This window comes from Erythrobacter sp. (genome assembly GCA_019739335.1).
GTDB lineage: Bacteria > Pseudomonadota > Alphaproteobacteria > Sphingomonadales > Sphingomonadaceae > Alteraurantiacibacter.
Window position 1 is genome coordinate 874,435 of record CP073261.1, and the last position, 14,999, is coordinate 889,433.

The following is a 14,999-nucleotide window of genomic DNA, read 5'->3' on the forward strand; positions in this document are numbered from 1 at the left end:
GCCCCACAGCTGGGCCAAGGTGGAGGCTATGCTTCGACAAGCCCATAATGAGCGGGTGGGAGGCGCTTTTCTACGGGCGAAAATCCAGCGCGCCGGTCCGCTCGGCAAACCGCCAACCCTCATCGGTCAGCACGCAGCGATCCACGAACGTCCCTACCAGCGGCGATTTTGGGTCCTGAACCGGCAGCCCTGCGGCTACGGCATCGCCCATGTAGAGCACGACCACGCTCCGCGCCCGCGCCTCGCGCTCGCTCGCCACATCGACCAGCACATTCGCCATCACGTGCCGCTGCGCGCGGGCTGCGCGCGCGGTGAAGCTGGCGAGGATCGCCGCGCGGCCCACTATCGGCTCGCCCCCGCTCGGACGGCGAAACATCGCGTCCTCGGTGTAGAGCGCCGCACACGCGTCCCAGTCCTGCGCGTCGTTGGCCCAGGCATAGGCGTGGATCAGCCGCGTCACAGCGGCTTCGATCGCGCGGCGCTGTTCTTCAGTCATCGCCGCTAGTCATCCTTCGGCTTGGTGCGTTCAAGGAACACCGAATTGCCCGCCTCGTCCCTCGCATCGAGCCGTTCGATCAATCGCTCTACGATCTGCTCGAAGCCTTCCAGTTCGCCCTGCGCGAGCTTGCCGAACAGGTAATGCGCCACCGTTTCGGTCTGCGGGCGCATCAGCTGGTACAACCGCTCGCCTTCCGCCGACAGCGAAAGCCACTTCCGACGGCGGTTGGCCTCGTCCGGCTGCACCACCAGCCGCCCGTGCTTTTCCAGCGTGGCGACCGCGCGGCTCACGCTCATGGCGTTGACCCCGGTGACGTCCGCCACTTCATGGCTCGCCGTCCGCCCCAGCGCGCCGACCGTCATCAGCAGTCGGAATTCGTTGATGCTGATCTTGTGCCGGTGCGCCAAGTGGGTGGAAAACGGTGCCATCAGCCGGTTGGTCAGCTTCAGCAGGCGGTGCAGCAGCACCACCTCGCGATCCTCGGCCAAGTGCAGATTGCGGCTCACGTCCGCATCGGCGATACCGCCCTTCTCTTCCACCCCCACCCAAATTTCTCCTGCTTGATGCGCGTCAAACCTGCGCGCTTGCACTGACTGTAACAAACGTTAGCGTTATCGCCAACAAAACCGAAATCGAGAATCGGAAGAGGATATTCACATGGGGGCATTCCCGCAAACCCTGCATTTCATCGGCACCAACACTCCGCGGCAGGAAGAGTTCTCACTGACTGCGCTCGAAGTGGAGGGCGAGATCCCCGCCGCCATCCAGGGCGCCTTCTTCCGCGCCGTGCCCGACAATGCCCATGCGCCGATGTTCGACGATGACATCGCGCTCAACCACGACGGCATGATCGCGCGGTTCCATTTCCACAACGGCCAGGTTGATTATGCGATGAAATATGTCGCGACCGAGCGGTATCTCGCCGAGAAGGAAGCGGGCCGCGCGCTGTTCGGACGCTACCGAAATCCCTTCACCGACGATCCCAGCGTGGCGGGCAAGGACCGCACCGTGGCCAACACCACTCCGGTCTGGCACGGCGGAAGGCTGTTCATGACCAAGGAGGACGGGCGCGGTTACGAGGTCAATCCGCACACGCTGGAGACCGTGGGCAAGTGGGACTACGCGGGCAAGCTGCGCTCCGAAACCTTCACCGCGCATCCGCGCATCGATCCGGTCACCGGCGAGATGTTCTTTTTCGGCTATGAAGCAGGGGGGCTGTGCAGCCTCGATGTCGCCTATTGTATTGCCGACAAAGACGGCAATCTCGTGCGCGAACAGTGGTTCGATCAGCCCTATTGTTCCACGATCCACGATTTCGTCATCACCGAGAATTACGCGATTTTCCCGCTGTTCCCGACTTTGGCGGACCTTGACCGGATCAAGGCGGGCGGCGCGCACTGGGCGCATCATCAGGACCTGCCGAGCTGGTTGGGGATCATGCCGCGCTATGGCGACGTTTCCGAAATGCGCTGGGTGCAGGGGCCCGTCGGAGTTTCCTGCTTCCACGAAGTCAACGCCTTCGAGCAGGGCGGTACGGTGCATGTCGATCTGTGCCTGACCAGTTCCAACGCCTTCCAGTTCATGCGCGAGGCGGGCGGGATCGACATTCCCCAGCAGGCCTTGCAGGGCGCGCTGACCCGCTGGAGCGTGGACATGGGCGCGGAAGAACTGGCGATCACCGAACGTCCGCTCGGCCCGCCGGGAGACCTGTGCCGGGTGGAGGATGCGGTGCAGGGGCGCGCCTACGACCGCGCATGGTATCTCAGCATGAACCCACAGGCGAAAGGCCCGCCGATGCTGGGCGGCCCGGTGGGTGCGAATTTCAACGCGCTGCTGCGGATCGAGCCGGAGACCGGGCGCCTGGCGATGATGGAAACGCCCCCCGGCGCCGCGATAAGCGAACCCGCGCATGTCCCTTCGCCCGAACCCGGTCACGGCGGCTGGCTGCTGAGCGTGATCGATGTGCCGAACGGCCCGCCGGGTGCGGGCGATCCTTCCGATTACCTTTCCGAGCTGTGGGTGATCGAGGCCGACGCGGTTGAGCGCGGGGCCGTGGCGAAGGTGAAGCTTGGGCGGCCCTTGCGCAGCCAGGTCCACGGCACCTGGGTGAGTCGGGAGAAGCTCGCCGCCAGCGCCGTGCGCTAGCGCCTACAGGGGCTCGGGCTGCTGTCCCGCTGAATTGCCGCGCACCGGACGACGTGCCTGCCGTTCGGCCTGCGCCGCCGCGCGTTCGGCGGCCTGTGCCTGCTGCGCCGCCTGCCGCTCGGCGCGCGCTTGCTGCGCGGCTTCCTGCGCGGCGGCGCGTTCGGCCCGTGCCTGCTGGGCGGCCTGACGTTCGGCAGCCCGCGCGGCATTGGCGGCCTCCCGCTCGGCCCGCGCCCGCTCGGCATCGGCGCGTTGCTGGGCCTGGGCCTGCTGTTGCGCTGCACGCTCGGCGCGGGCCCGCTCGGCATCGGCACGCTGGGCTGCACGGGCTTCCTGCTGCGCCGCCCGCTCGGCGCGCACCCGTTCGGCTTCGGCGCGTTCGTTGGCGCGAGCCTGCTGCTGTGCGGCCCGCTCGCTGCGAGCCCGCTCGGCCTCGGCTTGCTGCGCCGCCCGCGCCTGTTGCTGCGCGGCGCGTTCGGCACGCGCCCGCTCGGCAACTTCGCGTTGGGAGGCACGCGCTGCGGCAGTCGCCTCGCGTTCGTTCCGGGCGCGGTCGGCTTCGGCGCGCCGGGTGGCACGAGCCTGCTGCTGCTCCGCCCGTGCCGCGCGAGTGCGCTCCGCTTCGGCGCGCTGTGTTGCACGCGCCTGCTGTTGTTCCGCACGGGCGGCGCGGGCACGCTCGGCCTCGGCGCGCTGGGTAGCCCGTTCGGTGCGTACCCGCTCCTGCTCACGCCGGGTCGCCTCGCGCTCGTTGCGGACCCGTGCGGCATCCACACGTGCGCTGGCCCGTTCGGTGCGGGCGCGTTCGACAGCGGCACGTGCGCTCACGCGTTCGTTGCGGACGCGCACCTGGTCGCGACGCGATTGCTCGCGCTCGGCCCTGATGCGATCAGCACCAGCGTGCGCGCTCACGCGATCGAACCGGGATTGCTGGCGCTCGTAACGCGCGCGTTCGGCCGCAGCGCGATCACTCGCCCGTTCGGCACGCTCACTGTGCCTCTCGCGGCGCACCACTTGGCGATCCGCACGGTGGCGCACGGCCTCCGCGCGAAGTGCCTGACGCCGCTCGCGGTCCCGTTCCGCCACCGGGGGCGGGGCCAGCAACGATCCGGCGTTGCTACCGCGCCAGGCGCGATCCGCGCCGCGCCACCAACCGGAACGGGTATCGTCGCTACGGTCGCGATGCCATTCGCGGTCATCGTCGCGGTTGCGATCCCATCCGCGGTCGTTGTCCCGCTCACGGCCCCATTGGCGATTATCGTCACGGTCGCGGTCGCGCCGCCACTCGGAACGAGCTTCGTTGCGATCCCGGCGGGAGGCGTCCCAGGCATTGCCGCGATAGGACCAGTTCACCCGCTGACGATGGAGCGGACGATGCCATTCGGAAGCGGGGCGATAATGGCTCTGGTAGACGGGCCGGTAATCGCGACCGGTCCAGTAATCCGAACCAAAGCCGTAGTCGTAGCCATAATCGTCGCCGCCACGATAATCATAGTCGTCCGCATATCCGCTGTCGTCAGTCGAGCCGGTCAACAGGCCCACGGCCAGCAGGGCGAGGCTGACCCAGTGGCTCAAATCCCCTGCAGCGAACCCAGACAGGTTGCCAGATGAGGTGCCGTAGTCGTCGGCATAGCCATCGCCGTAGTCTTCTGCGTAGTTGCTGTCCGGGTAATCGGCGTAGTCCTGTCTGTTGCTGCTGTAATAATCCGCGCCGTAATTGACGGGGCTGTCGTCAGCAGGATGGAAGGAATCATCATCCCCGTAAGCCGCGCCAGAGCCGAGATAGGCTGGCTGCGCCGGACCGGTGGGAAAATAGCCCGCGTCGATCCATTGGGGCGCGGCGGCCCGGTAACCCCAACCTGCCGACGACTCAGAGGTCACAACCGCGAAGGCGGCGTCATCCGTCGAAGCCGGGTCATCTTCGACCTGCATTTCGGCCAGCCTGCTATCCAGTTCGGCCAACGACAGCAGCGAATCCTGTGACGGCGCGGATACCGGCTGCTCCGAACAGGCGGCAAGCGCCAGTGCGAGTAGCGATGCAGTTGCTTTCAGGCTAATGGGTCCACGCATGATGATCATCCCCGGTTCCGGTAATCTGTTCATATTTGCGCTTGCGAAGCTGAACGATGCATGGGGGCGCGGTTCATCTTGCGTGAAGCCTTGGCGAGGCTTGCGGCCCGCTGGCCCTGCGGCATAAGAAAGGCGGTGGAAGGAGTAACCCGTCAGATGACAGCAGGTGACAGCGTGGAGAACACCGGGAGGGTCGGCTCGATCTTCTGGATCTATCACCTGAGCCGGCTGGTATTCGGCGGCTGGTGGCTATTTTCCGGGCTGATGCATTTTGTCTGGCCCGAACTCCAGCCGCTGGGGAACGAACAACCGGCAATCGACTTTACGCTGGCGCTGATGGCAAGCGGGTTGTTCGACGTGATCAAGCTGCTCGAAGTCGTGCTTGGGCTGCTGATCCTCGCCAATCGCGCCATGCCGCTGGCTCTGCTGGCGCTGGTCCCCATCAATATCGTGATCGTCTATTGGAACTTCGTACTCGACGAAGGTTTGGTCGAATGGACCTTCGGAGCGATGTCGATCCTGTTCAACATTATCCTCGCGTGGCCATGGCGGCGGTATTTCTGGCCGCTGTTCGTCTGGCGCGGAACGGCAGACCATTCCGCACGGCCCGGCATCCAGGATTTCCGCATCTAGCCTTTGAAGGGCGAGGAAACCGTCGCTCCCTCGCCCCCCTGATACTGCTTACACTGCATCCTTCTTTGTCAGGGCATTGGCCAGGTATTCGGAAACGATCCCGAACAGTGCGCCGATGATGATCGAGATTACGGTCGGTCCGATAGCGCGTAGCGGATCGAGACCGTCCTCCCCTGCCATAAGGAAGGTCGCCCCGGCAACTGAAGCAAAGCCGTAAACACTGGCCGGAATGGTGGCGAGAAAGGGAATCCTGCTGGCAAGGCAGATGACGAAGGCACCCAAGCCCACCGCGACCGGACCGGCAAAATCGCCCAAACCTGCGAACGGTCCCATCAGTGCGAGAATGGCGGCGAGACCAACCAGAGCGCCGAAGCTCATCCCCGCCATTGCTGTGGTCATTCCCTTCACGCCACCGCCGGAATGGAAGTGGCAGCCCCAGGCGACGAAACTGACCCAGACCAGCCCCGGTAGCAGTTCTGCCAGTGGTACACCGAACAGCCAGGTATCGAGTATGGCGAGCAGGCCCACAGATAGGGCCAGCGCGAGATATGCGGTCATGGTAGTTTCCCTCTCCACTAAGCGGCCTCTGCGGACCGCTGGAAAAGGCAGACTAAGTCAACCTTGGAGAATGTCCATAGGAGGAATTGAGAACAGCAGGAATGGACAGGCGCAATCTCATCCCGGCATCCACCCAGAAGAAACGTCAGGTGGCAGCGAGACTGGAAAGGACGAGCGAGCGGCCGGTTACCCCTGCCTCCACCCGGTAAGCTGCGCGCGCCTGCTGCGCAAACGCCACCATCAGGCGCTCGCCCAGTCCTGACGACGGCACTGCATCTGCGGTGCCCACGCCATCATCGGCGATGGCCAGGGTCCATTCGTGCTGATCGCCATCGAAGCGAACTTTCACCTTACCGTCGCGGCCATCGGGAAAAGCATATTTCGCGCAGTTGGTGAGCGCTTCATTGGTGAACAGGCCGATCGCCACCGCCACTTCGCGCGGCATGGTACGCGTATTGCCGCCGATTTCGACATCGACGGTAACATTTTCCCTGAACGCCCCCCGGGCCACGCGATCTACGACTTCGACCAGATAGTCGCGCATGGATATCACCGCTCCCTCCCCCTGGCTGTGCGCAAGGTTCGCATAGGCCGAAGCGAAGGAGTGGATCCGGGTGATGGCAAGATCCAGGGCCCCTGCCACTTCGGGTGACTTCTCTCTCCGCTTCTGGGTTTCGAGCAGACTGGCAGCGAGCGCGAAGTTGTTTCGCGTGCGATGCTCCAGTTCCTGCTGCAGCAGTTGACGGCGCGCGATCTCCTCGTCCCGCTGTTCGATGGCGCGGACCACAGCCCTGCGGAAGGCCTCCGCGAATAGGAGAACGACCAGCCCCGAAATTGCATTCATCGCCACGCGCGCCGCGCCACCGGCCTCGAGGAATATGAACGAATACTGCAGCGGCAGGACGAAATACCAGGCCCAAAGCAGGCTGGAGGCATAAGCAACGACGCCAGCCTGCCAATGTCCATAGAGCGCGGCAATCAGAATGGCGGGGTAGATCAGCGAGAACGGGCCAGCTGACGGCGCCCAGACATCGAGCAGGCTGCGCAGGCCGATGACTGCCAGCGTGCAGCCGAGGCCGAACAGGCATTGCATGGCAATTCTTACGCGCGGCGCGACAAAGCGCCGTCCAACGTCGAAAGTGGCTAGACGATACATGCGGCGACCCGTTGCGGGCGACAATCGCCCTATATATGCAACATACCGCCTAAAGTCTGTACTGGCGACTCATTTTGTCATCCCGGTGGGTGCGATCGCTCATGTAAGTGCATAGTATCGCAGACAATTGCCGTCTGCCTTGCGTTCGCCCACGCCGATGAAGACATGCTTGGTCAGCCAGTCGTGCTTGCCGATGGGGCATTCGAAAGTCGGGTTGCCGCGCAGGTAATAGTCTTCGTGCGGCACCGGTTCGCCATTGCCGAAAGCCCAATCGCGCAGGCGCTGCATCGTTTCGGGCTTGCGGCCCCAGAGGAAGCCCTTGTTGTTGAGCAGGATGATCGTGCCGTCGTCCTCCTCGAGCAGGTAACGCGCGTCGAACACCGCGACGTCGTCCGGCCGGAAATAGGCATAGTCGCCGCCCGATCCGGGCACCGCGCGGCCTTTCAGCAGCGGGCCGACGAAGGTTCCGCCCTGCACCAACACCGCCGTGCGCATCCCGCCGCTGGGATGGGGGGTAATGGTGTGGACTTCGGGGAAGGTGAGCCGCACTTCCATCACGAATTCCAGGCGCGGATTGTCGAGTGCGCTGTATGGCGCGGTGAACGGGGTGGTGTCGGAAAACTGGCTCATGCTTACCTCAGTTCGATCAGTCCGCCGTCGACGAACAGGTTGGCACCGGTGATGAAAGCGGCATCGTCGCTGGCGAGGAACAGCACCGCCTTGGCCACTTCGTCGGCCTCGCCCATCCGGTGCATCGGGATATTGGCGATCATCATGTCCTTGAGCGCGGCGACATCGGCGTGGCTCATACCCGGATTGCGGTGCAGCAGCGGGGTGTCGATCGGGCCGGGGCTGACCACGTTGACGCGTATGCCGTGCGGCACCAGTTCCTTGGCGAAGACCTTCATCGCCATGTACAGGCCCGCCTTGGCGGCGGCATAGGCGGCATTGCCTTCCAGCGCCCCGTGCGCGCCGATGCTGCCCGTGACCACTACGCTGCTGCCGCGCCCCAAAGGCCGCCGGGCCTTCTGCAAGGCGAACACGCAGCCGCGCAGGTTGATCGCATGGACATGGTCCCACGCCTCTTCGGTGATCTCTTCGAGCGGGGCGAAACCGCCGACCCCGGCGTTAATGTAAAGCACGTCGATCCGCCCATGCGCCGCCTCGACCGCCTGCACTACGGCCTCGGTGGCGGCGGGATCGGCGATATCGGAGCGGTAGCCTGTTGCGCCAGGAATTTCGGCCACGGCAGCATCGATGGTCGTCTGTTCGCGCCCGGTCAGGTGCACCGTGCCGCCCTCTGCGGCGAACGCCTTGGCGGCGGCGAGGCCCATGCCGGAGTTGCCGCCGAGGACGAGGACGATCTTGTTTTCAAATCTCATTCAATTCCCTCCCTTCGTCATTGCGAGGAGCCGAAGGCGACGCGGCAATCCAGTCCTACTGTTACGAGAATGCGAGAGGTCCGGACTGGATTGCTTCGCTTCGCTCGCAATGACGACAGTTCTAAAACGGCGACAATGGATTCTGCCGCGCCGGGTCGACATCCTGCATCACGTCCCAGTGCTCGGCGATCAGGCCGTTCTCCACCCGGAAAATGTCCATCACCGCAAAGCCCGGATCGCCTGCGTGGCGGATGACGTGGTAGTGCAGGGTAACGTGATCGCCGTCGACAAAGGCGCGGTGGAGGATCTGCTCGGCTTCGCCCGGCTGACTGCGCGCCCAGTCGAGAAAGCCTTTCAGCGCCTCGCGCCCCGGCTGCACGTGCTGGTGATGCTGGATGTAACCGGGCGAAATATACTCATCGACACGGCTACTATCGAGCGGAACGAGCACATTCTCGAACATCGCCACCACCAGATCCAGATTGGCCTGCTCTTGCGCTGTGCGGCTCATCGGTCCTCTCCCTCTTGCGACAATGCTAACGAGTGTTACGATGCGAGGCAATGGGGAGAGGAGGAAGCATGACCCGCGAGGATTACGACCGCTACACCGCCGCTTTCAACGCGCGCGATTACGATGCGGTGTTCGATTTCTACGCCGGGGAGCCGGACCTCGCCTTCTTCGGCATATCCATCCGCACGCGCGAAGAGTTGCGGGCGTTCTATACCTTCCTGCATTCCTATGTCCGTGAGACCATCACCGTGGAGAAATTCGCCGCTTCGGACGAGCTGGCGGCGGTGGAGGGCGTGATCCGGGTCGAGGCTTTCCGCGACCTCACCCGCGAGGCGCTGGATGCGCAAGGTCTCCAGCAGTTCTTTCCGATTGCCGCGGGTGAAGTGCAGGAAATGCGGCAGTATATCCATTACCATCTGGAGGGCGGCAGGATCAAAAGCGTCGGCTGTGCCATCGTCGCGTGACCGATCGAGAATTCATCCTTGCGGATATTTCGTATATGTGAAATAGCGCGGGAATGATCAAGACATCCCACGTCGGCAGCCTTCCGCGCGGCCCCGAACTCGTGCCGCAGCTGCTCGCCCGCGACAAGGGGGAGCCCTATGACGAGGCCGAATTCGACCGGCTGGTGCAGGCGGCGATAGACGATGCCGTGGCCAAACAGGTCGCTGCGGGCGTCTCGGTGGTCAGCGACGGGGAAATCGGCAAGGTCGGCTATTCCACCTATATCATCGAGCGGCTGTCGGGCTTCGGCGGCCACACTCCGCGCAAGCCCGCAAAAGACCTCGCCGAAGTACCCGAACTGGCGCAGAAGCTTTCCCACATCATGGGCGCGCAGGAATTCACCCGCGCCTCGGCCATCGACAAGGTCGAACTGGTGAACCTCCAGCCGCTGCACGACGATATTCGCCGTTTCCGGCTGGCGCTCGACCGGCACGGCGAAGGCGTAGAATCCTTCATGAATTCGGCCAGCCCCGGCCTCATCACTGCCTTCCAGCCCAACCAGTATTACCCCAGCCACGAAGCCTATCTCGCCGATCTGGTCACCGCGATGCGCCCGGAATACGAAGCGATTGCCGAGGCCGGGTTCCAGCTCCAGCTCGATTGCCCCGATCTGGCGATGAGCCGCCACACCGGCTACCAGGACATGAGCGACAAGGAATTCATCACCGCGATCCGCGCCAATGTCGATGCGCTGAACGAGGCGACCGCGAACATCGCGCCCGAGCGGCTGCGGATGCACATCTGCTGGGGCAATTACGAAGGCCCCCACACTCACGATATCCCGCTGGAGGAGATCATGGACGTGATCCTCTCCGCCCGCCCCGCCACCATCCTGTTCGAAGCCGCCAATCCGCGCCACGAACACGAATGGGCGGTCTGGGCAAAGGCCGATCTGCCCGCAGAAAAAGTGCTCGCGCCAGGGCTGGTGGATACCTGTTCGAACTATGTCGAAACCCCCGAACTGATCGCCCAGCGGATCGAACGCTTTGCCGCCATTGTCGGCAAGGACCGGGTGATCGCCAGCACCGATTGCGGCTTCGGCACCTTTGCCGGTTACGGCAAGATCGATCCGAAAGTGGCCTGGGCCAAGCTCGCCGCGCTGCGCGCCGGAGCCGATATCGCCGACGAGCGGATCGGCTGACGGTGGCGGGCGGGCCTCTTTCTCCGGCGGCCAGTTCCTCGGTCAAATCGGCCACCCGCACGCTCGACATCATCGAATATGTGGTGGCGGCGGGCCGTCCGCTGGTGGCGCAGGAAATTGCCACTGCGCTCGGAATTCCCGTCTCCAGCCTTTCCTACCTGCTGGCCACGCTGGTGGAGCGCAAATATCTGCAACGCGACGCGCGGCGCTATTCCGCCGGGCCGGGTCTGGCGCGGCTGCAAAGCCCGCGCGGCGGCTATAGCCTCGCTGAACGGGTGGCACCGCTGGTGCGCACACTACGCATCCAGCTGGACGAAACCACCAGCTTCTTCATCCGCCACGACTGGGAGATCGAAGCGCTGGTGACCGAAAGTTCCGAGCAGGCCCTACGCTACTCCGTGCCAAGCGGCCAGCGGCTGCCGATGCACGCGCTCGCGGCGGGCAAGGCGCTGCTCGCCGCACTGCCCGATGACGAGCTGGACCGTTACTTCGCAGAAAGTACGCGTCAGGCCTTTACCGACGCGACTATCACCGAAGAAAAGGCCTTGCGCAAACAGCTCGGGCAAATCCGCAAGACCGGCTTTGCCAGCACCGAGGATGAATTTTCGCGCGGGATCGTCGGCACGGCCCGGGTGGTGACGATTGACGGCATGCCCGTCGGTTCGTTGTCGGTAGCAGTGCCGAAGGTGCGCTACGATACTACGCTGGACGGGCGTATCTGCGACCTGCTCGACAAGACAGCGGCGCTGCTCGAAGAGGCATAGCGCCAGGCCTCAGTCGTCGTCGCAGACAAGCTGGTCGAGATCCTGGCTGTTGGTGATGTTGTTGTTCTGCCGCCCGCGCACGTTGAAGGCGCTTTCGTGGGTAATGGATTCGCTGATCACCATATAACCGGTGTCGACCAGCGGCTGGTAAGTGTAGGACACTTCCACGACCATCACCGCCGTGCCTTCGGACGAGGTGATCTGGTTCCCCGAACGCCCCATGCCATTGCGTAGCGAATTGTCATTGCGACCGTCGCCTTCCTCGCCATAGGCTGGCGCAACATCGAGATCACCCCAGCAGCGTTGCCAGTTGATCATCTGTCCCCGGTTACCACCATTACGGCCATTGGGTTGCAGCGAAGAAAGCACGATCCGACCGTTCTCTTCGAAATCGATCGGCTGACCGATAACATCGGCCCCGGCGAACACTTCGTAGACATTGGCTTCGTCGATCCCGGTGGTCACGCGTCCGGCATTGTCCGCCACGGTCATGGCGATCTGGTTCACCCGCATGTGTGCAAGCGCGTAGTTTGCCAGTTCCAGGCCGCCAAGGATCAGCAGCAGCAGCACCGGTGCAGCGAAAGCGAATTCGATGAAGGCGAGGCCCTGCTGATCGCGGGCGAGGCGGCGCAGGAAGGGCATGGCGCGCATCACAAGGCTACTCCACACACGACCGGCGGAGTTGCCTGGGAACCCCATGGCTGGTTGCGCACAGCGGTTTCGGCACGCAGGACATATTCCGAACTGCCGCCAAGCAAGTTGGCCAGCGGTACCAGCGCTTCCATCGTCAGCGTGGCTTCGTAGAACACCACATCGTTCGATCCGCCACGACCTTCGCGCCCGGTGTCGAGGTCGAATTCACCATCCTCGTTGAGGTCGGAAAAGCAGTCACCATCTTCTTCATCGTAGACACCGTCATTATCGTTATCGGTAACGAGTTTCTCCGGGTTGCCGATGCCGCTGAAGTCGTAGAAATTGCTCTGCGTAACTTCCAGCGTGTAGCCCGGCGTAGCGACAGGAGCGATCTGGCCTGTCATCGCGTCCTGCACCCGTTCTTCCAAGGTATCGCCTTCGCCGTTGAACTGCGGATTCTGCACCGACGCCGCGCGGGCGGCGTCGGTCAGCGCGCCTTGCAGCACGGCAGTGGCATAGCTGCGGTGGCCAAAATCGAACCCGGCCAGCAGGATCAGGATCAGCGGCGGCGCGACGAAGGCGAATTCGACAATCGTCGAACCGCGTTCGTCGCGCCCCATGGGCAGCTGTGAACGAAGCCGGAGGATCACCGGGTAAGCCTCAGGTTGCCGATGCCCTGGCCGATGGCTTCGAAGATCTGCTCCAGGTCCGAGCCGTCGCTGGTGTAGAAGTGCGCCGAACTGGTGGCGCAGGGTTCGACATCGTCGGTATCGGTCACGTCGAGCGCGATGACCCAGATCGTGATCCCCATCTGCTTGGCCAGATCGCACGTCGCTTCGAAGCGAGCGATATGCTGGGCATCCTGGTCCCCGTCGCCCCGTGTTCGATCCTGATAGAGCTCGACCCCGTGCGCCGAATAGAGCCGGTCACCGGTATCGAGCATACCATCGGTCATGAACACGATGTGGGTGTTGACCGGTATCCCGTCGATTTCGGTGACATTGTCACCCTGATTGAAATTGTCGCCAGCAAAGAAGCCGGTGCGCGAGGCAAACCGGGTGCCCCAAAGCATGCCGACATCGTGATAGGTGCCGCCGGTTACCCGCGCCGTGGCGGTGTTGATCGCGGCCTGGAACGCATCCTCGCCGTCGTATTCGGCCAGCCGCCGGGCTTCGGAAGGGCAGCCGACCTGGGACTGACCCTCCTGCACGCCCGGATCGTAACGGCCGAACTGTCTTGCAGTATCGTTGCCGCCATTGCTCGCGCGTTGGTCGATATCCTCGCGGGTCACGTAGTCGCGGATGATGAACTGCCCGGAAGGTGCGGGGTTCGATTCGTCGATGGTCGGTCGCTCCTCGATGCAGCCGTCGCCGCTGGTGCGGAAACCCTGCACGTTGCCGGGATAGAGACCGCTGGCATTGTTCCACGTCGAGTTGCTGATATGGACGGAACTCTGAACCCCCCTCACGTTATTGTTGTAGAGCGTGTAGTTGCTGCCCGCCACATAGCCCGGCTGCACATAGGTGGCCGAAGTGCGATTGCGGCAATTCCTCAGCGAATTGCGCCAGACGTCGCAGAGCTGGTACGTCCAACTGGTCAGGTACAATTGATCGGTGAGGATATCGCGGTTGTCCAGGCTGCGCGCCACGTTGACGGTGTGCGAATAGGGCACGATCCCGTAGCGAGTGATCGATCCGTCGTCCGACTCCATCGCCCGGAACAGCCCGATCGCCCCTTCGCGCAGCCGCTCGATCTTCGTACCCGCGCCATTGCTGGGGGCGTCGTTCATCGAACCGGTCACGTCGAGCACCAGCACGATATCGTTGTGGCCCATGTCTTGTGTGGCGTCGCAATCGACCGAAATCGGGATCTCGTCGATACCGATGATGCGCACCAGCGAAGTGGGGATGGTGGCGGTGGCAAGACCGTTGAGTTCGCCGGCGTTGTTTTCGTCCTGCTCCAGTTCGAAAGTCACCTCGGTCGAACCGGCAGTACCATCCGGGAAATTGAAGTCGAAGAACCGCTCGCCTTCGTCCTCGACGGACTGGTTGAAAGTCGTGCCAGTCATGCTTTGCCGCGCGCCAAGCACGGCCGAGTCGCAGGCGTTCTGCAACTTGCCGCGCGCCATGTAGACCACGCTCAGGTCCATTGCCGACCCAATCAGTGCGGTAAAGGCAACCATGGCGGCAGCGGACATGGCGAGCACGTTGCCCGCCGTGTCATCCCGCAAACGGGAGAAAAAACTGCTGCTCGACATGACGTATCCCCACCAATCCGGACCACTCGCCCGGAGATTAGATACGTATATGCCGCAGTAGGAATTAAACCTTGCCCACCAGTTAGGGTTAGCCGTTCGTTGAGCCGGTTGGTAAAGGGTGAATTAATTTTGCAGAATACCAGTTGTTTATCTGCGATCACAGGTCGTCAAGGAATCCAGCATCGACTCGCGGGCGTTCGCTTTGCGTCTCGGCCTGGGGTTCTGCAGCTTCTTCAGCAGGGACTTCCTCCAACACCGGCGCCGGTAGAGAATCCGCCTCTGTCACCGCATTGTCGGAATCGTAGATGCGGCTGGCATCGAACGGCCCGATCCGGCTGCCCGGAGCCACCCGCACCAGCGGATAGGGGGCGAGGTCGGTGCCGACATAGGTCAGTTCGGCACGGTTTTCGGCCACATGGCGGAAACGGAAGATGTCCGGCACCGCATTCGGGCGCGGGTCTTCGAAGCTGAGTTCGATCAGCCCGGCAAATTCCAGCGCCGCCATCGCTTCGAGCTCTTCCGATCCGGTGAGTTCCGCAAAGACCACGCCGTTGCTGCGGAAGCTGGCCGGACGGGTCCACGATCCCTGCCAATCACCGTCCGCGTCCTCTGAAATCTCGAAGATGAAGATCGTCGCGTCGTCGATGCGAAAGGCCCAGTGGCCGATCAGATCGTTGGCCAGCGCCTGCGCGGGAAGCGCGAACAAGGCGGCAAGCAGCAGGAGGAAGCGCAGGACCATTGCGCAC

Annotated in this window: 17 protein-coding genes; 5 read left to right on the forward strand and 12 right to left on the reverse strand. The window is 63.4% G+C overall.

The annotated features are described in order from the left end of the window. Positions 1-70: 70 nt before the first annotated feature. Together JY451_04190 and JY451_04195 are read right to left on the reverse strand one after the other, a co-directional pair. Positions 71-496, reverse strand: coding sequence for a nuclear transport factor 2 family protein (locus tag JY451_04190; GenBank protein ID QZH75796.1), 426 nt, complete (start codon positions 494-496; stop codon positions 71-73). Positions 497-501: 5 nt separating this feature from the next. Continuing rightward, on the reverse strand, positions 502-927 hold the full coding sequence (locus tag JY451_04195; GenBank protein QZH76553.1) for a MarR family transcriptional regulator: 426 nt from the start codon (positions 925-927) through the stop codon (positions 502-504). 229 nt (positions 928-1,156) lie between these two features. On the opposite strand from JY451_04195, the gene JY451_04200 reads away from it, so the two are divergent. Then, positions 1,157-2,644 (forward strand): carotenoid oxygenase family protein, encoded by a 1,488-nt coding sequence (locus JY451_04200; GenBank protein QZH75797.1) that lies wholly within the window; start codon positions 1,157-1,159, stop codon positions 2,642-2,644. 3 nt (positions 2,645-2,647) lie between these two features. On the opposite strand, the gene JY451_04205 is transcribed toward JY451_04200, so the two are convergent. After that, complete coding sequence (locus JY451_04205) at positions 2,648-4,714, reverse strand: hypothetical protein (protein QZH75798.1); 2,067 nt, start codon at positions 4,712-4,714, stop codon at positions 2,648-2,650. Between the two features lie 156 nt (positions 4,715-4,870). Between JY451_04205 and JY451_04210 the strand changes: the two genes are divergently transcribed. After that, entirely contained in the window at positions 4,871-5,347 is a 477-nt protein-coding gene (locus JY451_04210; GenBank protein QZH75799.1) for a hypothetical protein, read from the forward strand. 48 nt (positions 5,348-5,395) lie between these two features. On the opposite strand, the gene JY451_04215 is transcribed toward JY451_04210, so the two are convergent. The 5 genes from JY451_04215 to JY451_04235 form a co-directional block, all read right to left on the reverse strand. After that, the gene (locus JY451_04215) at positions 5,396-5,905 is read right to left on the reverse strand and encodes a DUF1097 domain-containing protein (GenBank protein QZH75800.1); all 510 of its coding nucleotides are present in this window, start codon (positions 5,903-5,905) and stop codon (positions 5,396-5,398) included. A 145-nt stretch (positions 5,906-6,050) separates the two neighbouring features. Continuing rightward, on the reverse strand, positions 6,051-7,061 hold the full coding sequence (locus JY451_04220; protein QZH75801.1) for a DUF4118 domain-containing protein: 1,011 nt from the start codon (positions 7,059-7,061) through the stop codon (positions 6,051-6,053). 99 nt (positions 7,062-7,160) lie between these two features. Continuing rightward, positions 7,161-7,691 carry a DUF3237 domain-containing protein gene (locus tag JY451_04225; protein QZH75802.1) on the reverse strand — a complete coding sequence of 177 codons (531 nt, stop codon included), beginning with the start codon at positions 7,689-7,691 and terminating at the stop codon, positions 7,161-7,163. Positions 7,692-7,693: 2 nt separating this feature from the next. After that, on the reverse strand, positions 7,694-8,443 hold the full coding sequence (locus JY451_04230) for an SDR family oxidoreductase (protein ID QZH75803.1): 750 nt from the start codon (positions 8,441-8,443) through the stop codon (positions 7,694-7,696). A gap of 121 nt (positions 8,444-8,564) precedes the next feature. Continuing rightward, positions 8,565-8,954: a nuclear transport factor 2 family protein gene (locus JY451_04235; GenBank protein QZH75804.1), complete on the reverse strand. Its 390-nt coding sequence runs from the start codon at positions 8,952-8,954 to the stop codon at positions 8,565-8,567. A 68-nt stretch (positions 8,955-9,022) separates the two neighbouring features. Here JY451_04235 and JY451_04240 point away from each other — a divergent pair, with 68 nt between their 5' ends. From JY451_04240 to JY451_04250, 3 genes are read left to right on the forward strand one after another with little or no spacing between them, the layout of a single operon-like run. Then, entirely contained in the window at positions 9,023-9,418 is a 396-nt protein-coding gene (locus tag JY451_04240) for a nuclear transport factor 2 family protein (protein QZH75805.1), read from the forward strand. Positions 9,419-9,471: 53 nt separating this feature from the next. Next, positions 9,472-10,599 (forward strand): cobalamin-independent methionine synthase II family protein, encoded by a 1,128-nt coding sequence (locus JY451_04245; GenBank protein QZH75806.1) that lies wholly within the window; start codon positions 9,472-9,474, stop codon positions 10,597-10,599. Between the two features lie 2 nt (positions 10,600-10,601). Then, complete coding sequence (locus tag JY451_04250; protein ID QZH75807.1) at positions 10,602-11,363, forward strand: helix-turn-helix domain-containing protein; 762 nt, start codon at positions 10,602-10,604, stop codon at positions 11,361-11,363. A gap of 9 nt (positions 11,364-11,372) precedes the next feature. On the opposite strand, the gene JY451_04255 is transcribed toward JY451_04250, so the two are convergent. From JY451_04255 to JY451_04270, 4 genes are all read right to left on the reverse strand, one after another. Next, complete coding sequence (locus tag JY451_04255) at positions 11,373-12,014, reverse strand: pilus assembly protein (protein ID QZH75808.1); 642 nt, start codon at positions 12,012-12,014, stop codon at positions 11,373-11,375. After that, a complete protein-coding gene (locus JY451_04260; protein QZH75809.1) occupies positions 12,014-12,646 on the reverse strand; it encodes a pilus assembly protein in 633 nt (210 codons plus the stop codon). Before JY451_04260 ends, JY451_04255 begins: the two co-directional genes overlap by 1 nt. Continuing rightward, positions 12,643-14,253 (reverse strand): VWA domain-containing protein, encoded by a 1,611-nt coding sequence (locus JY451_04265; GenBank protein ID QZH75810.1) that lies wholly within the window; start codon positions 14,251-14,253, stop codon positions 12,643-12,645. The genes JY451_04260 and JY451_04265 overlap by 4 nt, the downstream gene beginning before the upstream one ends. Positions 14,254-14,410: 157 nt before the next feature. Continuing rightward, on the reverse strand, positions 14,411-14,992 hold the full coding sequence (locus JY451_04270; GenBank protein QZH75811.1) for a hypothetical protein: 582 nt from the start codon (positions 14,990-14,992) through the stop codon (positions 14,411-14,413). Positions 14,993-14,999: the final 7 nt, after the last annotated feature.

Excerpts from the sequence above, each read along its gene's own strand:
- JY451_04255 (QZH75808.1), bottom strand. The coding sequence starts at position 12,014 with ATGCGCGCCATGCCCTTCCTGCGCCGCCTCGCCCGCGATCAGCAGGGC.
- JY451_04225 (QZH75802.1), bottom strand. The coding sequence starts at position 7,691 with ATGAGCCAGTTTTCCGACACCACCCCGTTCACCGCGCCATACAGCGCA.
- JY451_04245 (QZH75806.1), top strand. The coding sequence starts at position 9,472 with ATGATCAAGACATCCCACGTCGGCAGCCTTCCGCGCGGCCCCGAACTC.
- JY451_04205 (QZH75798.1), bottom strand. The coding sequence starts at position 4,714 with ATGCGTGGACCCATTAGCCTGAAAGCAACTGCATCGCTACTCGCACTG.
- JY451_04190 (QZH75796.1), bottom strand. The coding sequence starts at position 496 with ATGACTGAAGAACAGCGCCGCGCGATCGAAGCCGCTGTGACGCGGCTG.
- JY451_04270 (QZH75811.1), bottom strand. The coding sequence starts at position 14,992 with ATGGTCCTGCGCTTCCTCCTGCTGCTTGCCGCCTTGTTCGCGCTTCCC.
- JY451_04215 (QZH75800.1), bottom strand. The coding sequence starts at position 5,905 with ATGACCGCATATCTCGCGCTGGCCCTATCTGTGGGCCTGCTCGCCATA.
- JY451_04235 (QZH75804.1), bottom strand. The coding sequence starts at position 8,954 with ATGAGCCGCACAGCGCAAGAGCAGGCCAATCTGGATCTGGTGGTGGCG.
- JY451_04265 (QZH75810.1), bottom strand. The coding sequence starts at position 14,253 with ATGTCGAGCAGCAGTTTTTTCTCCCGTTTGCGGGATGACACGGCGGGC.
- JY451_04220 (QZH75801.1), bottom strand. The coding sequence starts at position 7,061 with ATGTATCGTCTAGCCACTTTCGACGTTGGACGGCGCTTTGTCGCGCCG.
- JY451_04200 (QZH75797.1), top strand. The coding sequence starts at position 1,157 with ATGGGGGCATTCCCGCAAACCCTGCATTTCATCGGCACCAACACTCCG.
- JY451_04195 (QZH76553.1), bottom strand. The coding sequence starts at position 927 with ATGGCACCGTTTTCCACCCACTTGGCGCACCGGCACAAGATCAGCATC.
- JY451_04230 (QZH75803.1), bottom strand. The coding sequence starts at position 8,443 with ATGAGATTTGAAAACAAGATCGTCCTCGTCCTCGGCGGCAACTCCGGC.
- JY451_04210 (QZH75799.1), top strand. The coding sequence starts at position 4,871 with ATGACAGCAGGTGACAGCGTGGAGAACACCGGGAGGGTCGGCTCGATC.
- JY451_04240 (QZH75805.1), top strand. The coding sequence starts at position 9,023 with ATGACCCGCGAGGATTACGACCGCTACACCGCCGCTTTCAACGCGCGC.